This window comes from Nitrospira sp. T9 (assembly GCF_052156535.1).
Lineage (GTDB): Bacteria > Nitrospirota > Nitrospiria > Nitrospirales > UBA8639 > Nitrospira_E.
In genome coordinates, this window is sequence record NZ_JBQKUP010000042.1 from 244486 (window position 1) to 265314 (window position 20829).

18 protein-coding genes are annotated in these 20829 nt (G+C 49.4%); 10 read left to right on the forward strand and 8 right to left on the reverse strand.

The window, feature by feature from the left end:
* Nucleotides 1-26 precede the first annotated feature (26 nt).
* From ACTRXD_RS20570 to ACTRXD_RS20600, 7 genes are all read right to left on the reverse strand, one after another.
* Nucleotides 27-1418, reverse strand: coding sequence for a surface carbohydrate biosynthesis protein (locus ACTRXD_RS20570; RefSeq protein WP_442433647.1), 1392 nt, complete (start codon nt 1416-1418; stop codon nt 27-29).
* 59 nt (nt 1419-1477) lie between these two features.
* On the reverse strand, nt 1478-3913 hold the full coding sequence (locus tag ACTRXD_RS20575) for an ELM1/GtrOC1 family putative glycosyltransferase (protein ID WP_442433648.1): 2436 nt from the start codon (nt 3911-3913) through the stop codon (nt 1478-1480).
* A 61-nt stretch (nt 3914-3974) separates the two neighbouring features.
* On the reverse strand, nt 3975-5204 hold the full coding sequence (gene spt / locus ACTRXD_RS20580) for a serine palmitoyltransferase (protein WP_442433649.1): 1230 nt from the start codon (nt 5202-5204) through the stop codon (nt 3975-3977).
* A gap of 2 nt (nt 5205-5206) precedes the next feature.
* Nucleotides 5207-5452, reverse strand: coding sequence for an acyl carrier protein (locus ACTRXD_RS20585; protein ID WP_442433650.1), 246 nt, complete (start codon nt 5450-5452; stop codon nt 5207-5209).
* A gap of 39 nt (nt 5453-5491) precedes the next feature.
* Nucleotides 5492-6436, reverse strand: a complete 945-nt coding sequence (locus ACTRXD_RS20590; RefSeq protein ID WP_442433651.1) for an NAD-dependent epimerase/dehydratase family protein — start codon at nt 6434-6436, stop codon at nt 5492-5494.
* A 36-nt stretch (nt 6437-6472) separates the two neighbouring features.
* Complete coding sequence (locus ACTRXD_RS20595) at nt 6473-8239, reverse strand: fatty acyl-AMP ligase (protein ID WP_442433652.1); 1767 nt, start codon at nt 8237-8239, stop codon at nt 6473-6475.
* A gap of 217 nt (nt 8240-8456) precedes the next feature.
* Nucleotides 8457-8900 carry an HIT family protein gene (locus ACTRXD_RS20600; protein WP_442433653.1) on the reverse strand — a complete coding sequence of 148 codons (444 nt, stop codon included), beginning with the start codon at nt 8898-8900 and terminating at the stop codon, nt 8457-8459.
* Nucleotides 8901-9282: 382 nt separating this feature from the next.
* Between ACTRXD_RS20600 and ACTRXD_RS20605 the strand changes: the two genes are divergently transcribed.
* From ACTRXD_RS20605 to ACTRXD_RS20615, 3 genes are all read left to right on the forward strand, one after another.
* On the forward strand, nt 9283-10017 hold the full coding sequence (locus ACTRXD_RS20605; RefSeq protein WP_442433654.1) for a sterol desaturase family protein: 735 nt from the start codon (nt 9283-9285) through the stop codon (nt 10015-10017).
* Nucleotides 10018-10116: 99 nt separating this feature from the next.
* Entirely contained in the window at nt 10117-11262 is a 1146-nt protein-coding gene (locus ACTRXD_RS20610; RefSeq protein WP_442433655.1) for a GNAT family N-acetyltransferase, read from the forward strand.
* Nucleotides 11263-11268: 6 nt separating this feature from the next.
* Nucleotides 11269-12078 (forward strand): NTP transferase domain-containing protein, encoded by an 810-nt coding sequence (locus ACTRXD_RS20615; RefSeq protein ID WP_442433656.1) that lies wholly within the window; start codon nt 11269-11271, stop codon nt 12076-12078.
* Between the two features lie 95 nt (nt 12079-12173).
* On the opposite strand, the gene ACTRXD_RS20620 is transcribed toward ACTRXD_RS20615, so the two are convergent.
* Nucleotides 12174-12893: an NTP transferase domain-containing protein gene (locus ACTRXD_RS20620; protein ID WP_442433657.1), complete on the reverse strand. Its 720-nt coding sequence runs from the start codon at nt 12891-12893 to the stop codon at nt 12174-12176.
* 59 nt (nt 12894-12952) lie between these two features.
* Here ACTRXD_RS20620 and lptF point away from each other — a divergent pair, with 59 nt between their 5' ends.
* The 7 genes from lptF to ACTRXD_RS20655 all read left to right on the forward strand — a co-directional run bounded on the left by lptF (nt 12953) and on the right by ACTRXD_RS20655 (nt 20497).
* Entirely contained in the window at nt 12953-14011 is a 1059-nt protein-coding gene (lptF, locus tag ACTRXD_RS20625) for an LPS export ABC transporter permease LptF (protein WP_442433658.1), read from the forward strand.
* A 90-nt stretch (nt 14012-14101) separates the two neighbouring features.
* A complete protein-coding gene (gene lptG, locus ACTRXD_RS20630; RefSeq protein WP_442433659.1) occupies nt 14102-15172 on the forward strand; it encodes an LPS export ABC transporter permease LptG in 1071 nt (356 codons plus the stop codon).
* Between the two features lie 288 nt (nt 15173-15460).
* The gene (locus ACTRXD_RS20635; protein WP_442433660.1) at nt 15461-16666 is read left to right on the forward strand and encodes a CDP-alcohol phosphatidyltransferase family protein; all 1206 of its coding nucleotides are present in this window, start codon (nt 15461-15463) and stop codon (nt 16664-16666) included.
* Between the two features lie 107 nt (nt 16667-16773).
* A complete protein-coding gene (locus ACTRXD_RS20640) occupies nt 16774-17739 on the forward strand; it encodes a diacylglycerol/lipid kinase family protein (RefSeq protein WP_442433661.1) in 966 nt (321 codons plus the stop codon).
* 5 nt (nt 17740-17744) lie between these two features.
* Nucleotides 17745-18698 carry a hypothetical protein gene (locus ACTRXD_RS20645; protein ID WP_442433662.1) on the forward strand — a complete coding sequence of 318 codons (954 nt, stop codon included), beginning with the start codon at nt 17745-17747 and terminating at the stop codon, nt 18696-18698.
* Nucleotides 18699-18831: 133 nt separating this feature from the next.
* On the forward strand, nt 18832-19167 hold the full coding sequence (locus ACTRXD_RS20650; RefSeq protein WP_442433663.1) for a DUF6788 family protein: 336 nt from the start codon (nt 18832-18834) through the stop codon (nt 19165-19167).
* A gap of 40 nt (nt 19168-19207) precedes the next feature.
* On the forward strand, nt 19208-20497 hold the full coding sequence (locus tag ACTRXD_RS20655) for an IS4 family transposase (protein WP_442433728.1): 1290 nt from the start codon (nt 19208-19210) through the stop codon (nt 20495-20497).
* Nucleotides 20498-20829 lie beyond the last annotated feature (332 nt).

Sequence of the window (20829 nt, forward strand, 5' to 3'; positions counted from 1 at the left end):
TATAGGCATTCTTCATGATGGAGAAGTTAGTTGCGAAATATTTCAAAAATATTGTCGTGCAAGGGCCTGACTTGTGTGTGGTGAAATCTCCCTAACGCGTGTTGCAAGCGCTCAATGCGTTCTTCGATATGCGCTAGGGTGATATCAGGGAAAATATGATTCAGATAATTGTAGCGTTGTGATCGGTTTTGATCCCCCATGCGAAATTGAGCATTGAATTGGCGTCGTAATTTTCTGCCGAGGGCCTGAGATTTTGCGGCGAATACCGTTCCCCATTTCGGGGTCGAGGGTGAATAGGTGGTGTCGAATGTTTCTAAAGTACTCACGATGTTTTCTGAGGCAAACGGCCCTTGGAGGGCCGCAAGATATTGTTCAATTAACCGTGTTTTGACTTCAGAGCCATTTTCCTGTGGAGACTGATCACCTAAAAAGGTTGTTTTGATAAGTTCAATTAATTCCCGGGAGGATGTTGCTTGGCGGCTCACGGCATTTGGGAGTTGTTTGTCAAAACGGTCGGAGATGATCGGCTGATAAGAAAAAACGGGACGTTTCAGAACATACCCTTCCAAGCCGGTGGTGCAACTATTATGAATGATGGCATCGGCCGCCAATAGCCAAGGAATGACATGTCCTTCTATATGCACCTGGACGTTTGTATATCCGTTGGCGGCCTGTTTCCATGTCTCGTGGTTTTCAGAGGGATGAGGACGGATCAAGATGGTATGACCGGGAAAGGCTGCGGCCATTTGGCCGACCATTTCCTGAAAATAATGGAATAGCGCCAGACGGTGCCTGGCCATTCCCAGATCAAATTCGTCCACGTCCGATGGTGAAACTGCCGCTCGTTCGAGCGCCTCCTTTTCAGCGCCCTTGTTGGGCCTAAAGTGGTTCAATTTACCAAAATTGGTATTAATCAGGATGATCTTCCCAAATTTTTTATGGATTGTTTCGACTTGCGGTGTCCAATATTGGCGCATTTCCAGCCGTAGTAAGTCTACCCGTGAATTTCCGGTTATATGCAGAGGCATTCCATTATATGTGGGCTGTGATTTCCAGATTCTGGCATTTTCTGGTCCCCATGCTAAAAAGAGGTTTGGCCGGGAAAATTCTGTCGAGCCCAATTTTTCTTTCACATACACTTCTGGCGAACAATACACAATGGCTTCCTCGTCCGTTCCTACCAATGAGTGCCCCAATTGCGCCAGAAGAGAGAAGACGATGGCATTCCGGTTATGAAGATTGGTGGGCAGGTAGATGGATTTGGGTAACGCGGCCAGATTGAGTTGAATTTCGTGTTTTTCCCCAATAATGACGGTAAATCCACGCTCTGCGGCGAAGCAGGAAAGCAAAACTTTGGCGTCAAATTCCCTATTAAAGACTTCAACGGGAATGGTCAGACGGCGTCGCGGTTTTGTCATTTCATACATATCCGAGCACGGAGAGCGTTTTGCTCCGGTTGTGCTGATGGTGACTTTAGTTATCGGTGATCAAAGATTCCAAGAGTGGCTTTGACTTTTCGGGCGACCGTTTCCGTTTCCTTTAATTGTGGGCGTGTTCCGTTTGTAATGGGTTCTCCGAACGGCCGGGCTATCCCATTCTTGATAAGGGAGTCATGCAGCATGGTGAGGTTTCGTCGTGGTTGCACCAAACCCGCACGTATCAACCGAGCGCAAAGCCGTTCCAAACCCTGCTGTGGACGGGCCGTTCCCCGTTTATTCAAGGGCTGGGATTGGGCTCGTTGAATAATCTTCTCACTGAGCCGTACTTTCCATGTTGGGGAATTTTCCGGAAGTGGGACAATATATACCGGCTTGCCCAGAGAAGCTGCCTCCGCCAGCATGGATTCGCTTTCTCCTGTGACGATAATGACATCGGCACCGGCCAAATAGGCGAAATAAGGATTGTCAGGCTGGTTTGGCTTCCATTTATGCACACAATGATCAGGGAGCAATGTTGACTCAAAAGCGTGACTCAGGTCTTTGTCCGTTCTGGGAGACGTGACGGCAAAAATTTTCCCATGGCATTTTTGCGCAAGGTGTTTGAGTTGGCCTCCAATCGTGCGAGCCATATCCGGGGTAAATTTGAACCGTGCCGTGGCACCTCCCACGACGAAGACGATGCGAGGATGGGGAGCGTTGTCGAAAAGATTTGGCCATCGCTGCTTCACCCTATCCAAACTGTCCTGAGTTAATTCGTTCAAGGGGGCCACCGTCTCGATGCGGTGTGGATGTGGAGGGAAGCCGTAATAGGATGGAGTAATGACCACATCAAATAGGTCAGCCGAGCATCCTCCTTTTCGCCCCAATTGAATGATACGGGTTTTCCCCTGGCTTTGTTCGCGAATCCATCTGGCAATTGGTGCCGGTCGCCATCCGGTAGAAATCACGAGGTCTGGCCATGGGGGGCAGAGAGGGGAAGAGTGAACTCTATCTACGCCTATCATATTTGGAGGGAATAAACCCCACACGAGTTTTTGGATTTTATGCCACCCGTAAAACCGTAACTGTTTAATTTCATAAGGCCACCCCAACGACTTCGCGAGTACTTCTGATTGAGTGGTATGTCCAACTTTGCCGTCTGAGAGTATCCAGGTTCGCGGGGGAGAACCGATCCAATGACCTCCACAACGGATATATCTTTGCGGAATTCCCTTAGGTGTTTCTGTGTGGAACGCCAGCCTCCAGTGAATAGCCGGATAGCGGGCGCCAATTGATTCAAGGTGACTCATCCACCGGTTAATAGTTTGTTTCAAGCAGGCGTGGGGAGTTTCAGCAGAATAGGATTGGTCGGAGTTGGTAATTTCTATCGCTATATAGACCATGCCATGCGCACGGTTAAACATTTCTTCGATAATCCACGGGATATCTTCATCTGGGACGAGATGAAGCCCTCCCGGTGACAGGACCAGGTCGAATTGTCGGGAAGGCAGAGGGCCAGAGTCTTCCTGGCAAAGATCCATTGTGGTCATGGTTAATGAGGAAAGGTCTGTAGCCCGAAGGTGTTCGGGAACATTTTCGAACAGTTGCCCAAAATGACAATACAGAAGCGACTTGGCCTGGAGGGTGCGCATCCCTTCTTGAAGTTCGTGTATGGTCTCGACATCCTGGAAAGGAGATAGTTTCGTCGGGGCAATGTTCCGGAGATCTCTCGTCTGTTTAGCAAATTCTGTAAATAGGGAGGAGGGATGTTTCCGAGAAAATACCAGGAATCCCCTTTGATTGGCACTGTGCTCCAAATTAAACCAAACATCGCCCTCGAGACTTTTTTGGTACACAAATTCCTGAGGAAAGGGCTGCCAAGGTTGCGTATGGAGAGCCGTATAATGGAGGACTTTAGATTGTTCTGCCCGATATTCTTCATCACGGGCATTCCATTCAGGTTCCAATGGACCCCAGAGGTTGGGCACTTCCAAGGCGCGCTGCACCATCGCGTTTTTTTTCTCGAATTTTGCCGCCTCAAGGGACCAAACGGGGGCCATTTTTTGGCAATCCATGACCATCACCGAAGTATCATTCCGTGCAATGGAGAGAAAGCCATGATCGTTCAAATCGTGGTCGAATAATGTTCCAGGATCCGCCAGGTAGATTTGATCGACATCGTTGTAAATCGCTCGCCCTGCCTGGCCCGCAAATGCCGGGATCGCAAAACGATAATTTGTGAACCCCGTGAGCCATTTGCGTCGGTCAAATCCCTTTAATTCCTTCATGAGATAAATTTCGTATACTCGAGCCGGATCCCGAACCTGTTCAATCGACCAGATGAGGATGCGTTCGGCTCGGCCTTGGGCCGATTCGCTTCCAACGAAAATTCGAACGGGACTTTTTCCAGAGGAAGCTATGCCTTCTCTGACCTCTAAGATGATTTTTTCGGGAATTACCCTGATGCCGTTGGGTCTAGAGCGGTGACGTGACATTGGACATTTGGGGAATGATCAAAATCGTTGTTTTGACAGGTAATCCAAACGCTAGCATTTTTTAATTGAGAGTCGCACCTGGTTGTAGGTGAGCAGGGCTGATATGGGTTTGAGTTCCATGGGATAAATCAGCAAATGCCGAAATAATTTTTTCAATTTGGTTATGTGTATGAGCGGCGCTCACACTGCAGCGCAAAAGGCATTCGCCATTTGGAGTGGCAGGAGGAATCATGAGGTTGACATAAATCCCATTTTCCAAAAGTTGTTGCCACATGCCGAGAGCCAATTCTTTATTGGGGACCATTGCGGCAATAATCGGTCCGACCTCCGCCCCAAGCATGTACCCACTCTTCGTTAACCCCTCATACAAATGCCGGGAATTGGTCCACAGATGCTGCTGGAGCTCTGGGTGAGTCTGGATGATGCGAATGGTTGCTCGTGTCGAAGCAACAACTGATGGGCATGGGGAAGCGGTGAAAATATAGGGTCGACTGGTGTATCGGATTAATTCGAATTCGGGATGGAAGCTTACGCCGAACCCCCCCGTCGAGCCCAGGCTTTTGCTGAATGTCCCGACAATACAATCGACGTCCTGTTCGACTCCTGTTTCTTCGGCTAGGCCACGACCATGTTGTCCGAGTACCCCCAATGAATGCGCTTCATCAACGATCAGGGTGGCCCCATATTTTTTCTTCACTTCGACAATTTCAGCCAACGGAGCTCGATCTCCCAGCATGCTATAAATGCCCTCAACGACAATTAAGGTCCGGAAACTTCGGTCCCCCAATCGACGGAGCCGTTTTTCCAAATCTGCCACGTCGTTATGCTTAAACCGGATAATCTCTGCGCCTCCAAGTCGGCATCCATCATAAATACTGGCATGGGAGTCCCCATCTATCAAAATAGTGTCCCCTGGGCCTGCTAGAGCAGAAAGTACTCCAAGATTGGCCTGGTAGCCTGTAGAAAAGACAATCGCATAGGGCGCACCATAGAAATCCGCGATGGCGTGTTCCAGCGCCTTGTGGCTCGCAAAAGATCCATTGGCCATCCTCGACCCGGTGGTGCCTGTTCCTTCCTGGGCAAGCGCCTGTTGGCCGGCTAGAATGGAGTCAGGGTGAAAGGTCAATCCTAAGTAATTATTGGTACCAACCAGAATGGTCTTGCGGCCGTTGATGATGGCTTCTGTCGGAGAAATGATCTTTTCGACGGTGATGTGAAAGGGGTTGACCCCACTTTTCAGTAATTCGTTTCTGGCTTCTTGAATGGGAAGAAATTTGTCAAATAGTGACATGATTACCCTTTCAGCAACTTCTCAATCTCTTCCCCAAGGTCCTTGACTGTTCGGATATTGGGAAGATTGTTCAGAGGGATGGAAATATCAAAATGATCTTCGATTTTTAAAAGGACTTGCATGACTTGTAAGGAATCCAATCCCAGCTCGGCGACCAGCTCGGTTGATTCTTTTAACCGAAAGCCCTGTTTGGTGAAAGGCTTGAGAGTGTCGAACAGTTGGGGAAGGATGTCGGAATAACTCATCATATAATAGCCTTCTTGATGGATGAAGAGAACGGACCTGTGCTAATTCCTATGGAATGGCATGAGCCTATCCGATGTGAACAATCGACGCAAGCCTTCTTTGAGGCTGATTTGTGGCGTCCAGCCAAGGGTCTGCGTCGCGTGAGAACTATTACAGACCCAATTTGGGTGGAGGAGTTCAGCAACCTTCCCGCGGGTGAAAAGGGGAGTATATCCAAAGAGGCGGGAACATATTTCATTACTTTTCCCTCCTAGTTGTAACAAGCTTGGTGGAATGCGCAAGCACAGGCGGAGGCGGGGGTTGGAAAGGCGAAAAATATCCTCCCAGGAATATCCCCCAGGGAAGCCATCATCAATCTCAAATGTCTGAAAGGGCGGGTCTCCGGTTTTTAGCCAATGAAGAATAGCGTTGGCGAGATCCTCGACATGAATTAAGGAGAATTTGGCCTGGGAGGGCCCGAGTTGAACCCCAATCCCTTTGCGTAACAAAGTAAAGAGGGGGAGCAGCGCACGGTCCTTCGGTCCATAGACGGCAGGTGGACGAAAAATACTCCACTTCAATAACCCCGCTTCACGGATTAAAACCGATTCACCTTCATATTTACTCCATGCATAGTGTGAGAGTGATGGCTCACGAGCGGCGAGGGATGAGAGAAGAACAAACCGTGGAAGAGAGGACTGTGCAAGACAGGCTTGAATCAGGTTAGAAACTCCCATCACGTTGGTCGGATAGAAGTCTTCTCGACTCACACCTCGAATCGCTCCTGCGCAATGAATGACACCAATCGAGTCTTTGACTAGGGTTAACAGGCTGGCAGGATCTTCCAATTGGCCTTGGACCGGTGTGATTCCCAGGTCCTCGAGCTGTTGAGCCTGGCGGGGAGAGCGCGCGAGTCCACGCACGTGCCATCCGCCTTTCCTTAAATGTTGTGCGATGACTCCCCCAATGAAACCGGAAGCCCCGGTTAGGGCAACGGTAGTGCGCATAGACCGTGGAGGACGTGTATGGAAAGGTGCCCGGTCTTAGGCAGACCTAGCGGTGGTAGACAAGTGTGTGGTCACCTCTTCCCACTGAATGCGGGTGAGGAAGTCCGCTTTGGCACGAGATCGAGATAGTTTTCCAGATGACGTCCGCGGAAGTGTCCGCGGTGGGATGAGTTCAATATAGCATGGAATAGACAACTCTTTGTGCACTAAGGATCGTAGCCGCTGAACCAAGTCTTCTCGTTTTTTGTTATCCATTTCACGACATTGAACCACCATAATAGCGATCTCATGGCCGTCTGGTGTGGAAACGGAAAAAGCAGATGAATCACCAGGTCGGACTTCCGCCTGTTGCTCTGCCATGAATTCTAGGTCCTGAGGCCAGATATTTCGTCCATTAATGATAATCATATCTTTGGACCGACCAATAATGACGAGGCTGTTTTCGACCCAATAGCCGATGTCGCCCGTATTGAGCCAGCCATCGGTGGAAAGAACCTCCTGGGTCAGGATGGGATCATTGAAGTATCCCGTCATGGTGCTTGCCCCACGAACAAAAATGATTCCACTTTCTCGTTCTTTAACCACCTCTCCAGTCATATTTCGAATTTCGACTTCATATCCGGGGAGAGGAACTCCGCAATTTACAAATTTGCTGCATCGAGCCTGCTCCTCATCAGTCGAGATTGGAACAAAGGGCATGGCTAGTCTGTTATTGGAAAGCTGATTTGCGTCAACTCTGTCGACCTCGAGGCCTTTGTCCAAGGGAGCAAAGCTAATTGCCAAAGAGCATTCAGCCATCCCATAGCAGGCCAGAAATGCTTCAGGTTTAAACCCGCTGGTCTTCAGAGTTTTAGCAAAACGTGAGAGGCTATCTGCACGAATTGTTTCTGCTCCAGCACCGGCAATTCGCCAGGAACTGAGATCATAGTGTTCATTAAAGTCTTCGCCCAGTCTTCGCACGCAGAGCTCGTATCCAAAAGAGGGGCTGAATGAAATTGTCGCCCGACTCTTTGTCATTAAATCCAGCCACTGACGCGGTCGCATGGCAAAATCGCGTGTGCTCAGATAATCAACAGAAAGCTGGGAAGCGATTGGGCCAAGAACGAATCCGACCAGTCCCATATCATGGTAGAAGGGAAGCCAGGAGACGCAACGATCGCCAGGTTGAACTTGTAAGCCATGCTGAATGATTCCGGAGAGATTGGTCATCACGGCCGCTTGAGTGACCTCGACACCTCTAGGCCAACGGGTGCTCCCGGAAGTGTATTGAATATAGGCTAATTCTTGAGGCTCGAGTGGGCTGAGCGGACCTTGTATTTCTTCTAGCGAGGCAAACGTTTCCGGACCTCCAATGATGACCAGGTTCATCCCGGTTGCTGCTTCCTCCAAAAATGGCAAGAAGCCTTCAGGTGCCATGGCAATAGAGGCTTGGCAGCTATCGAGCAGCCGTCTAAGTTGGGTGACGTATGCCTGATGCCCCCCTAAGTGCAATGAAATCGGGAGAGGAACTGGAATCAGTCCCGCATACTGACAGGCAAAAAAGAATCGAATGAAATCTGGGGTGGTATCAGCAATGAGAGCTACACGGGCCCCTCGTGTTAATTCCAATCCGTTCAATCTTCTAGCAAGATTTTGCGCCTGTTGTTTCAGGTCGGCATATGTCAGGACGTGGGTGAGTTTGCCCCTTCCTGAATAGAAATTGCAGCCGGTTTCTCCTGCAGCCGCATAGTCAAGGGCTTCTGAAAGGGTGGAGAAATTCCCATGTTTTAGTCTGAGTTGGTGATGAGTCGGTGTAGCGTTCATTCTATCTCAAGGATTAAAGGCAGCATTATTCCTAATGGTTTGCTAAAAAGCATTTAACTAAGTAAGCAATTGTAATGCCATTATTTTTTGTCGGTTAATTGCTAAGAACGAAGGAAAAGTGAAAATAAATTTTTTTATTCACATTAAGTTGTAGCAAAAAAACCGCAAATTGAGTCTATTTTGCAACACGTTTTTTTCTGTTTTTAAGTATTTACAATTAGTTTTCGAGCTCATGGATCCAGCTATTTTTGAGATGATTTAAAATGTTTTGGTATACCTCTTCCGATATGTCATTCGAATTTTTAAGAAGTGGTGGCCCAGGCCATCCGTGGTCAAGGAATTGCTGTTGAGAAAATAATCGAGGTGTGTCATATCGGGGAATGACATGAAAATGAACCTCTGGGTCAACCATCATCAACATAAGGTAATTTATTTTGCTATAGGCAAATGTGCGTGAGACACTTACCTCAATCTCACGTATGATCTTTGGCAGTTCTGTAAATGCCTCCGTACTAATTTGGGAAAATGCGGTAGCTTCCTCTCGACAAATTAAGACCAGTGAGCCAAGAGTTACCTGTTGGGGACGTAAGAGCACCACCCAATGGGAAAACTCTTTGAGGCAGGCGTTAGGATACCCGAATTTTTTCATCGTGGTGTTCATGAGCACGCCCTTATACCCAAAGAGTTATCCTTGTGTCTATGAGGCAATGGAGCCCCCCGTTCCCATAAGCCCAGGTGGTCATCCTGCGCGGCACGTCGGAATATAGCCAGGCTTTTGTGTCAGAACCGGATTTCAACATTTTCATGTGGCAAGGTTAGGCATTGAACCCAAAGGGAAGTGAGGCAGGTATTTATGTGTTGATAAGAGAACTTATGGCTTTTTCCCATGATCACTTGCAATTGGAGGTATCGTTTCAGGATTGGGTATTCTTGTGGCTTCTTCTGAAGGTTTCTATAATTGATGCATGAGTAATTTCCTGGCAAGTCAGGTGATAGTGGATTGATGGCAGTGGACAAATGCAAAAAGGGATGGAGGCTCCGGGGTGTTAACCAGTCAATGGTATCGTGAAAAGTATCTCCTTGATCGCATGACATTTCGCGATCTAAGGAGGGCGTACATTCTATACCCGAGTATTCAGATATATGCGGTGTTATTGGCTTGTAGTATTATCGGGGCCTTTGTGGTTTTCCCTTATTTCCCTGTTTCTCCATTGCGTGTGGCAGGAAGTATCGTGGGGACTCTGCTGGCTTACCCATTCGTGGAATATGCTGTACATCGGTTTATTTTACATGGGCGATATCTTTATCGGTCGCCTTGGACGGCAGCTTTGTGGAAACGGATTCACTTTGATCATCACCAAGATCCCAATGATTTGCGGGTGTTGTTCGGAGCAGGCTCAACCACCCTACCGACGATTGTTGTGGCCACTTTCCCCATTGGAATGAGTCTTGGGGGCTGGGTAGGGGCTGCTCTTTCTTTTGCGACAGGATTGGCGTGTTTTATGGTGTATGAATTCTGCCATTGCATGCAGCATTTACGCGTGAGTCCTAAGAGTAAATTTTTACGGCGGGTCAAGCGACACCATTTACTGCATCATTTTCATAATGAAAAAGGAAACTTTGGCATCACGAGTCTGTTCTGTGATCGGATATTTGGAAGTGAATATGGGAATGCCGAAGACGTGCCGTTCAGTCAGACTGTTTCCAACTTGGGCTATGCGGATCAGGAACGATCTCATTATCCCTGGGTGGCCCAACTATCCGAACAAAAGCCATAAAAGACGCATGCCCATTCAGAATAGTGACGCCTATTTCACCTCACGAATCCTGATTTCCTTGACTCAAGTAGTGTGCCAAGATGGGTGGGGAAAGGCGTTTTGATTCGTGTTGAACCGGTCACCGACCGCGCCGCCTTCAAAGAATTTATTCGTCTTCCCTGGAAGTTGTACGCCTCAGATTCTCATTGGGTTCCACCTCTATGGATTGAGCGGCTTCATACTTTTTCCGCGAAAAATCCGTATTTTCAGCATGCTCGTTGGCAATGTTGGCTAGCCTATCGCGGGCGGGAACCTGTTGGTCGAATCTGTGCCCAGATCGACGACCTGCATCTCGGCAAGTATCAGGATCAGACGGGGTTTTTTGGCCTGCTTGAAGCAGAGGAGGAAAACAGTGTCTTTCAGGCGCTGTTCCAGACTGCCGAAACCTGGCTTCAGACTCATGGGATGACGAATGTGCGGGGGCCGTTTAATTTGTCCATCAATCAGGAATGTGGTTTGTTGGTCGATGGATTTGATTCACCGCCCATGATTATGATGGGCCATGCCAGACCTTACTACGGGCAATTGGTTGAACGAAATGCCTATCAAAAGGCCCAAGACCTTCTAGCCTATCGGATTGGAATACATTTTAGTTTTCCCCCTGGAGTGTCCCTGTTTCTCAAAAAAGCGAAAACCTCGATGCGCATTCGTCCGTTACGGCGGAAGCATCTGAAAGAGGATTTGGCGATTATCAAGGATATTTTCGAAGAGGCCTGGTCAGACAATTGGGGGTTTCTTCCATTTACCGATGCCGAATTTGCCGAGATCGGTCAGCAGCTTAAACTTTTGGTCGAAGATGATTTTGTGCAGATCGCTGAAATCGATGGAGAGCCAGCGGCGATGTTGGTTGCCTTTCCCAATATACATGAGGTCATTCGAGATCTGAATGGGCAGCTGTTCCCATGGGGGTGGCTAAAAATCTTATGGCGGTTGAAAGCCACCTATCCCCGGTCGGCCCGGGTTGCCTTAATGGGAGTGCGTAAACGATTCCAATCCAGTCCCATGGGGGCGGCGATGGCCTATGGGTTGATTGAAGCTGTGAGGGAAGCTGGCCTTCGTAAGAATATCCAGCAGATCGAAACCTCCTGGATTTTGGAAGGGAATAAACGCATGCGCCACATTCTGGAATCCCTTGGAGCCGAACCATACAAGACCTATAGAATTTATGAGAAGCCTCTTCAATCATCGCAGATATCTGTTTCGTGAGGACATATGGGGTCTGAACACCAACCTGTCACGGCTCTGGTATTGGCTGGTGCCAGAACCGGTCGAGACCCAGTGGCCCGGATGGCAGGGGTAGCCAATAAGGTTCTGGCGCAGGTTGGTGGGAAACCTATGATCTCCCGTGTATTAGAGACCTTAGCCCAATCGGACGGAGTGGGAAAAAGAATTGTATGCGGGCCTTCCTGGAAAACGGTGCAAGATAATTCGTTTTTAGGGACATTGATTGCGTCAGGAGCGGTACAGTGGGTGGAGCCTGCCCAAGGTCCGAGTCTAAGCGTTGCGAGGTTTCTCAATGAACATCCTCAGGAATTCCCTGTCCTGGTCACGACAGCGGACCATGCCCTGTTAACACCAGATATGGTGAATTATTTTCTGCGTGAAGCCCAGGAAAAGCAGATGGATGTGGCCGTAGGTCTGGTGCCGTATTCCCTGGTTGTGGCGTCCTATCCTCAATCCAAGCGAACGGTCACTCGACTGACGGGCGGAGGGTTCTGTGGATGCAATTTGTTTGTTCTCTGTACACCAAAGGCTAAGCGAATGGTGGAGTTTTGGAGCCGGGTTGAGCGTGAGCGTAAGCATCCCCTTCGCCTGATTCGAACGCTTGGGGGGCTGGCCCTAGTCCGCTATGTGCTTGGTTGGTTGTCCCTTGCAGAAGCTCTAAGACGGCTGGGGCAAAAGCTCAATCTTCATGTGCAAGAAGTTCTGCTTCCGTTTCCTGAAGCGGCCATCGATGTGGATACTCCTGAAGATCTTTCCTTAGCGGAAGAAATCTTGGCGAAACGACAAAAACCCCTCTAGCAGGGAATGGTTGTGGTACATCACAGGTGCTGGCAGATCAGAATCTTCCAACAATCAGCTAGCGCGAGCAATCAATGAAAGGCTTTTCGCGATTGCTAATTTTTGAATAGACGCTCCGCTTGTTCTAAATCAGAAGGATTGTCGATCTCAGCCCACTTCAACCCTTTGATGCAAAAGGTCGACACATGACCCTTTTGGGCTAATTCGTCGATGAGTGATAAATACCATTGCTTGAGCGCCTCGGGTTTGCGAATTCGTTGGTCTAACGTGGAAAGAAAGATTTTAGGTCCATTGCCCTGAAATCGTATCATGCCGATGGACTCTCCGTTCACCTGTTCGATGGGCAGGGTTTTGCCAATTCGATCCAATTGTGAGCCACGTACGATGACTTTCATGTCGTCAGCATCGTAGCGAATTTTCACATCGGTCACTAAGGTGATGGGAGTAGAGGGAGCCTGCAACAGACCATCAAGAACGGCTGATTCAAATAGGGTATCCCCATTTAATAATAGGAAATCCTGACTCATGTCGTTCCGAGCCGCCCAACAGCTCATCAAATTATCTGCCATCGCAAAAAATGGATTATAGATGGTGCGGACAGAGCCAGAGGCAATTTCTTCGGTTAGAAGAGCTTCAACCTTTTCAGCCCCAAACCCGACCACAATGTGAATGGAATCGATTCCCGCGCGAAGGAGTGCTTGGATTTGCCGTTTCACAATGGGTTGTCCATTGACAGGAACGGTACATTTGGGTTTTTCGGCTGTGTGCGGGAGTAACCGTTTTCCCTGTCCAGCACTTAATATTACGGCTTTCATCGTTGCAAGTCTCCTAATATGAGATATTCCATCTTTACCGTAGGGCTGAGGGTCGTTTGATGTTAGTCAAATATTTAATTCGCGAAGTCCTGAAGCCATCAGCCGTGGTTTGTGGACTTTTAGTGGCGTTATTTGCTGGATATAGTTGGGTCACATTTTTAGCCAAAGCCGTCAATGCCCTGTTGCCGGCAAATATGATTCTCACGTTAATTGCGTTAAAAGTGGGAATCGCGCTTGAAGTCCTCATTCCCATTTCGTTGTATTTCGGCGTTATTTTGGGGTTTGGCCGATTATACACCGACTCTGAAATGAAAGCCTTTATGGCGTGTGGTGTTAATCCATATCGGATCCTCTTTACGGTTTTTTCCCTTTCCTGTTTGGTGGCTGTCCTTGTCAGCATCTTTTCTTTATATCTGCGTCCATTGGCCTATGAAGAAATCTATCGATTAAAAGATGAAGGAGAGGCTGGATTTCGTTTGAGCAATTTGGATGCCGGGCATTTTTATGAACGACGTAATGGATCCTTGGTTTTTTTCGCAGAGGAAATTGATGAACGTCACCAAAAATTAAATGAGGTGTTTGTTCAAAGTGAACATGGAGAGACCTTGCAAGTCTTTTCAGCAAAGACAGCTCAAGAGAAACTTGATCCCCAAAGTGGCATCTCGATTCCTGTTCTCTTTGATGGATTCGAATATAAACTGACAAGGGAGGGGGAGATCAAGCACATTTCTAGTTTTTCACGAATGGCGATTTATCCTCGGGAGCTTGTGGCGGAATATAAACGCAAGGCCGAATCCACCAAAAATTTACTAAAATCTGATTCTCGCAAGGATATCACAGAACTGCAATGGAGGTTTTTAGCCCCTTTTTCGGCTATTCTCATGGGGCTGCTTGGAGTGCCATTAAGTCGCGCTTCACCGAGGCAGGGCAAATACGCCAAAATTTTCACAGCGACGGTGATATTTTCAGTCTATTACTTTACGGGGCTGATGGTGAGAAATCTTGTTGAGCAGGGCATAGTCCCCATTATTCCGGGGCTTTGGTCGATTGTTATTGTCTTGGGAGCCTTATTGGCATATTGGTTGGCGCCCTCGCGATTCACTCGAGGCATGTCCTAAAAAATCACGGTTTCATACTCTCACACGATATTTTCTGAACAGAGGCCGTAAGTAGGAAATGGCATATCTGGCGGGTTTTACGATAATTTCATGAAAATTCTCAATCGGTATCTGGCGGTCAGTTTACTGAAAGGGTATTTTCCTGTGCTGGCCATATTTTTGGCGGTCTTCAGTTTAATCGTATTTGTTGAAGAGCTGGATGACGTGGGTAAGGGGCGCTATACCTTTTGGAGCGCTGGTGAGTTTTTATTGCTGACCCTGCCAACCCGGTTGGTGTTTCTAGCCCCGTTTGTGGCGTTGTTAGGGAGTATTATGGCCTTAGGGAGCCTTGCCAATGGCCGGGAACTCATCGCGATTCAGGCCGCTGGAGTTTCTCCCTACCAAATAGCCGGGGCAGTGATGCAGGTTGGGGCATGTTTTATTTTACTCGTGGGCTTTCTTGAAGAGGTGGTCAATCCCCCCTTGGACCAGGAGGCCTATTTTAAGCGATCAATGGCATTGTCGGATTCTGGGGCATATAAGGGAAAGCAGGGTTTCTGGTTTCGTGAGGGAAGACGCTTTATTAGAATTCATCAGATTCGCTACGGAGAGAGTCCACAAGGCCTTGATATTTTTGAATTTAATGATGCCGGACAATTGGATTTTTATATGCATGCTCAAGAGGCAGAAATACTCAATTCTCAGAAATGGATTCTGAGAAATATTAAAAAGCAGGTCATTCACGGATATAGTGTTTCCCAGGAACAGATTGAAAGCCTTGAATGGGACTCTCCGCTTAAACAGAATGAAGTCCGGTTATTGACTCTTCCTTCTTCCGCATTGGCCCCTTCCGAGCTTTACCAATACATGGAAATCTTAAAACGAAAAAAACAAAATTTTCTGAGATATGAGTTAAGCTTTTGGGACAAAATTTTTATGCCCTTGAATACCGGGCTTATGATCCTAGTGGCCATCCCGTTTGTGTTCGGTCCCTTGCGAACGTCTGCAGCGGGAAAGAGGGTATTCATTGGATCCCTGGTCGGTCTCGGGTATTATTTGATGACGGAAATTTCTAAGCATGTTGGCATTCTGTTCGGAGCCTCTCCTCTATTAACCACGGCCGCTCCATTCCTCCTGTTGTCTCTTGTCACGTTTGTGTTGTGGCGGCGTTATCTCAATTGAAAAATAGTGGAAAGTCAGCATAGAGATCGTGCATGATCAACGGCTATTTCGTTCTCTATGGGTGTGTGGTAATGGTCGATGATATGTATGAGTATCCCTTTGATGAGGTAAAAGCCATGTTGCATACCAATTCAAGCATATGTCAGAGAGATTAGTTGGAATGAATGCCGATTGCAGTCATAGACGGGATTATGGTTGCAATCATATTTGTTCCCGTCAGTTATTATGGGAGAGTCGGTCGACTCTATTATTCTTTCATCTGTAAGGGGAATAAGGCGTGGTAGTTCAATGACGGTGTCCGCATATATTATCAATGATCCGAATATCCGTTTGTGGAATTTGACCTCCCGTATCCGGTATCAACGCATGTTAAGTCGATTGGGGGTTGGGAGTTTTCTTAATAATCTCAACGAACTCCCATCCGATCATTCGCTTCTGATTATTAGAGGGGATTATTTATTTGATGCGCGAATATTCTCCTTTCTCTTGAAGCAAACCAATGTTGTTCTGGAAGTTGAGACTCAAGCCGGGTTATGCCCGGTTGTGGCTCATGTGGATTCCTCTTTGGCCTCCGCAACGTGTGATGGGATACAACGAGAACACACACGAAATGTTGCAAACCTACAATCTGTGACATTGCAGGATCTTTCAACGTCCTTTTCCAACGAATTGCGAAAAACTGATCATCCCTATGTGTTCCCCATTCGCGAAAATAACCGGGTGACTTTGGAAGAGCATTTATTTACGGGATCGTATAAAGGCGTCACTGATCTGGTGACGAAATTTCTTTGGCCTGTTCCGGCTAAATGGGCCACCCGGCTTTGTGCGCTTTGGGGGATTTCGCCTAATCAGGTAACCTCGCTGAGCTTGGTACTTGTTATTGCAGCGGGAGTATTGTTCACTTTTGGGCAGTTTTTCTGGGGACTTGTCCTGGGTTGGGTCATGACGTTTCTCGATACGGTGGACGGAAAATTAGCTCGAGTAACGGTGACCTCCAGTAAATGGGGGAATATTTTTGATCATGGCATTGATTTAATTCACCCTCCACTTTGGTATTTAGCTTGGGGAGTGGGTCTCACCGCATTTGCCCCTTTGCTCTCCTGGTTGACGGTGGAAACCACCATTGGAATCATTTTGATCGGATATGTGTTGGGACGGATGGTTGAAGGAATTTTTCAATGGTGGTTGGGGGGATTTGTCATCTTTTGTTGGAAGCCGTTGGATTCCTATTTCAGGCTTGTCACGGCTCGACGGAATCCTAATCTCATCCTCTTAACGGCCAGTCTTCTTTTTGGACGTCCCGATTTGGGCTTGGAGGCTGTGGCCATTTGGACGGTGGGCTCAACCCTGATTCTTATCGCGAGACTTCTTATGGCGGGTTGGGGGAAAGCCAGGATGGGTTCCCTCACTTCCTGGTTGGCTGAGATCGATCCAGTGAATCGAAATTCCCTGGCAGTCAGAATGTTTACCAATCCTCCGGTCACGATCAAATGATCTTTCATGCGGACTTTACATATCTTTTCGTCTTGCCCGTATTCCCCAATGTCAATGATTCCTATTTCATCTTTGCCGTCGCTTGAGGTCGATTGGACTGGTCTACGATGCATGTGGGGATCATTCATAATTCGTTGAGTGGTCGTAATAGGCGGAAGCCGGACCTTTTCCAAAAAATTTACACCAAATATCCGGAAATGCAGCGGGCTGAGGTCAACACGCCTGCGGATATCCTAGAATCTCTGAAGACGTTTGCTGACCGTCAGGTTGATTGTGTGGTCGTCAATGGAGGGGATGGGACCATTCAAGCCACCATGGGGGCTTTGTTTCATCATCGTCCGTTTGCTGTCATGCCCCGGTTGGCTGTGTTGCCCGCAGGGACGGCCAATCTGATTGCGGGGGATGTGGGTTTAGGGAAATTTGAATCAACCACGCTTGACCAATTGTTGGTTCAGGCCGAAGCCATGACTCCGAGATTATCTTTTGAAACACGACCGGTTCTTCGTATTCGATTTCCAGAAAACCGGGAACCCCTGCATGGAATGTTTTTCGGGGCCGGAGCGATTTATCATGGGACCCAACTGGGTCTCGAAACCAAACAGTCGATAGGCCGATTAGGGGAATGGGGTGCAGGGTTGATTCTGTTGAAATTTTTATTGGCGTTGGCCACCGGGTCCCGAAAAGGATTGAATCCGATCACGGTGGGTGTGGCAACTGGAGAATCAGCATTTCTCCAGCATGAGTATTTAGTCTTGCTGGTCACCACCTTGAACCGCTTATTTTTAGGGATGAAGCCGTTTTGGGGCAAGCAATCCTGGCCTTTACACTATACGAGTCTTCGAGTGCCGTACCGCTATTTGTGGCGTGCCTTACCAACCTTGTTTCGTGGAATGACGCATCCTTTAGCAACGACAGAACATGGCTATGACAGTGAAAACCTCTCCGAGCTTCGCTTGGTGTTTAACAGTGGATTTGTCTTGGATGGCGAAGTGTACGCCTCTTCCATGCCTGAAGAGCCTCTAACCCTGGATTCTCCCGGCGAGCTGTCATTTGTCCGGTTGAAGACTGAATAACTGTGATGGACGGTCCTCTGTCAGTCCTCGAAATCGTCAGTCAACCGAGCGCTCGACCCATTCCTGCGTCCATTCAAGCAGCGGGAAATTTTCTGGCTAAAAAATACGGGCAGGCGGTTCAAGGAATCTTATTGTATGGCTCGTGCTTGCGGGCGGGAACGGATCAAGACGGATTAGTGGATTGTTATGTCATTGTGGATCAGTATGCCTCGGTCTACCCGTCTATTTGGTTAGCCCTCCTCAATCGTTGGCTCCCACCTAATGTGTTCTATGGAGAAGTGAACCTGGAAGGGCGAATCGTTCGTATGAAGTATGCCGTGCTCTCGTTAGAGGATTTTGAGCGAAGTGTGACGCCAAAGTGGTTTCATTCATACTTTTGGGGGCGCTTCGCACAGCCGACGGCCGTGATGGCCTGTCCGAGCCAAGCGATGAGTCAACGGATTATCTTGGGGCTGGGCAGAGCGGTTTTAACATTTTTGGGGAACGTGGTTCCGCGAATGCCCCAACAATTTTCTGCCAAAGATGCATGGAGTATTGGTTTGGCCCTCAGTTATGGCGCGGAATTGCGTGCCGAATCAAAAGGGCGAATTGCAACATTGTGGGACAGTAACCACGCTTATTATGAACAAGTTGCCCATGCGACCTTTCTAGGACATTTCCCAAAGATCAGGGTCAATCAGCGGGATGACATAACTATTTATGAGATGGATTATTCCAGGTGGGAATATATCAAGAATCGCATAGCCTGGGTTGTTCGAAAAGTGCAGGGGAAGGTGTTATCTATTTTGCGGCTTATGAAAGCCGCCTTTACGTTCCAAGGAGGGGCAGATTACCTCATCTGGAAAATCGAGCGGCATTCCGGAGTGAAAATCGAATTGACTCCCGCCCAGCGGCGGCATCCCATTTGGGCCGGGCTCACCACCTTTTGGCGTCTCTATCGCCAAGGGGCCTTTCGATAGATGCCGGGTTTCGGCCCATAGCTGTTAAGCTAACCAAAGATGTTCCTTGTCCCTGCGCTTGCCTTGCGCTTTTTTTGTGTTATATTACCGATAGCTTTATCAAGGCTATCGGCTATAACGGGAGGAGGAACCGATGACGCGAGACGAGCAGACCCTGCAACGGATTCAGCGGCAGCTGGCGACCTTGGGCCCGGTCTTACCGGGGAGTCTGAGCGAACAGTGGAATGTGTGCGGGACACCGGGCTGTCGGTGCAAAGCTCCCTCCAATCCCAAGAAGCATGGGCCCTACTATCAGCTCAGTTTTACCGTGGGGGGCAAGAGCTCCACGCTCTTCGTCCAGAAGGAGGACCTGGGCGAGGTGCGGCGGCGGCTCAAGCGCTATCAGCGCTTCAAGGCGTTAACCACGGACTGGGTCCAGGCGTGTCTGGCCCTGGCTCGCAGCCAGGGCTTTAGGGGGGCGACCGCATGAGGGGGCTGCCGAGGTTGTTGGCGGGGTTAAAAAAAACGAGATTACTCGACTGGCCAAACACACGGGGTTCCAGCAACGCCACGGGCGGCTCACGCCTCATGACTTTCTCGTGCTCCTGACCCTGGGCCACCTGGGGCTGGCGCATCCGTCGTTGGGGGGGATGGTCGCGGCGCTCTCCTCCCGCATCAGTCGCGAAGCCTTACATCAACGCTTTACGGCCTCGGCGGCCGCCTTTCTCCGCCACTGTCTGCACAAGGTGCTTCACTACAAACTGCAGACGGTGCCGATCCGCACGAACCTGCTTCAGCCGTTTGCCCGCGTCCTGCTCGTGGATAGCTCGAGTTGGGATGTCAGCGAGAAACTGGGCGCCATCCTCCCCGGCTCAGGAGACAACGCCTCACCAGCCAATTGCAAACTGCAAACGGCGTACGACTACAAACAAGGCGAACTGACCTTTCTGGCGGACACCGCCGGCACCGTGCCAGATAATCGCTACACGGATCATCTGCCCGCTCTGGTCAACAAGACCGACCTGCTGCTCTTCGATCAGGGCTACTTCAAGCTGGCGACCGTCAACGCCCTCATGGCGAAAGGGGCCTTCTTTCTGACGCGCTTGTTCCTCGACACCACGGTGCACGATGGCCAGACGGGTGAGCCGCTTGACCTCGGCCAGGTCTTACGGGCCGCACCGGGGCCGAGGGATGAACGCCTGGTGCGCCTGGGGCAGGGCTCAAATCAAACGGGCGCCTGTCGGTTGGTGTGCCTGCGCGTAACCGCCCAGGTGGCCCAAGCGCGACGCCGACGGTTTAAGGCCCACGCCCGTCGGCAAGGCCGGACCGGCAGTCCCCGGCATGTGGCCATGTGCGATTGGACACTCTTGATCACCAATGTGCCGGAGCCCTGGGTGCCCTTGGACATGGTGCGGGCCTTGTATACGCTCCGCTGGCAGATCGAGTTGCTGTTTAAACAATTTAAATCCATTCTGCGTGTGCATCAGTCCGCCACTGGCAATGTCCATCGCTTACGCTGCGAGCTCTACGGCAAATTGATCGCCGCAGTGTGGGTGCAACGCCTGCATGCCGTCGCCAACACCGCGCTGTGGAATACCGCACGCCAAGAAATCAGCCTGGCAAAGTTATACAAACGGCTCCAGGAACGAGCCTTCCTGCTCGCTCAATTGGTGATGGGGTCGGAGGCGCAAGCCAGAAGCTATCTGTCCCATGAGCTTGAGACCTTGCTCAGGCACTGTCGCAAACATCGCCAACGCTCACGGATGACCACGCTGGAAATGCTCGAAGCGGGCTTCGATCCGAAACTCCACAGGGGATAAGGCCAAGGCTTAGCTTAACAGCTATGGGTTTCGGCCCGGCAGCCGAGCCACTTTTGTTTCGGCAAAAGTGGCCAAAACCATCTTGGCCGTGGCGTGTCCCTTCGGGTCCCCTGCGCGGTTCGCCGACCCCGGCGGCGCACAAACTCGCGGAGCTTGGCCTGAGTCTTCTCTAAGGGCTCAAACAATGCGCGCCTTTTTTCCGGTGTCGGCTGCACTGCTCGGCCACGCCAACAGGCCAGAGTGGACAGCTGAAATAATGAGTCCCTTATTGATGCCGGGCCAACTTGCGGAGCCTTATATAATCCTCTGGAGTCATTTGTGATCACGTTCTG

What these genes read in the sequence shown, in the direction of transcription:
- ACTRXD_RS20570 (WP_442433647.1), bottom strand. Translation starts at nt 1,418, where the DNA reads ATGACAAAACCGCGACGCCGTCTGACCATTCCCGTTGAAGTCTTTAAT.
- ACTRXD_RS20575 (WP_442433648.1), bottom strand. Translation starts at nt 3,913, where the DNA reads ATGTCACGTCACCGCTCTAGACCCAACGGCATCAGGGTAATTCCCGAA.
- spt (WP_442433649.1), bottom strand. Translation starts at nt 5,204, where the DNA reads ATGTCACTATTTGACAAATTTCTTCCCATTCAAGAAGCCAGAAACGAA.
- ACTRXD_RS20585 (WP_442433650.1), bottom strand. Translation starts at nt 5,452, where the DNA reads ATGATGAGTTATTCCGACATCCTTCCCCAACTGTTCGACACTCTCAAG.
- ACTRXD_RS20590 (WP_442433651.1), bottom strand. Translation starts at nt 6,436, where the DNA reads ATGCGCACTACCGTTGCCCTAACCGGGGCTTCCGGTTTCATTGGGGGA.
- ACTRXD_RS20595 (WP_442433652.1), bottom strand. Translation starts at nt 8,239, where the DNA reads ATGAACGCTACACCGACTCATCACCAACTCAGACTAAAACATGGGAAT.
- ACTRXD_RS20600 (WP_442433653.1), bottom strand. Translation starts at nt 8,900, where the DNA reads ATGAACACCACGATGAAAAAATTCGGGTATCCTAACGCCTGCCTCAAA.
- ACTRXD_RS20615 (WP_442433656.1), top strand. Translation starts at nt 11,269, where the DNA reads ATGGGGTCTGAACACCAACCTGTCACGGCTCTGGTATTGGCTGGTGCC.
- ACTRXD_RS20620 (WP_442433657.1), bottom strand. Translation starts at nt 12,893, where the DNA reads ATGAAAGCCGTAATATTAAGTGCTGGACAGGGAAAACGGTTACTCCCG.
- lptF (WP_442433658.1), top strand. Translation starts at nt 12,953, where the DNA reads ATGTTAGTCAAATATTTAATTCGCGAAGTCCTGAAGCCATCAGCCGTG.
- lptG (WP_442433659.1), top strand. Translation starts at nt 14,102, where the DNA reads ATGAAAATTCTCAATCGGTATCTGGCGGTCAGTTTACTGAAAGGGTAT.
- ACTRXD_RS20635 (WP_442433660.1), top strand. Translation starts at nt 15,461, where the DNA reads ATGACGGTGTCCGCATATATTATCAATGATCCGAATATCCGTTTGTGG.
- ACTRXD_RS20640 (WP_442433661.1), top strand. Translation starts at nt 16,774, where the DNA reads ATGCATGTGGGGATCATTCATAATTCGTTGAGTGGTCGTAATAGGCGG.
- ACTRXD_RS20645 (WP_442433662.1), top strand. Translation starts at nt 17,745, where the DNA reads ATGGACGGTCCTCTGTCAGTCCTCGAAATCGTCAGTCAACCGAGCGCT.
- ACTRXD_RS20650 (WP_442433663.1), top strand. Translation starts at nt 18,832, where the DNA reads ATGACGCGAGACGAGCAGACCCTGCAACGGATTCAGCGGCAGCTGGCG.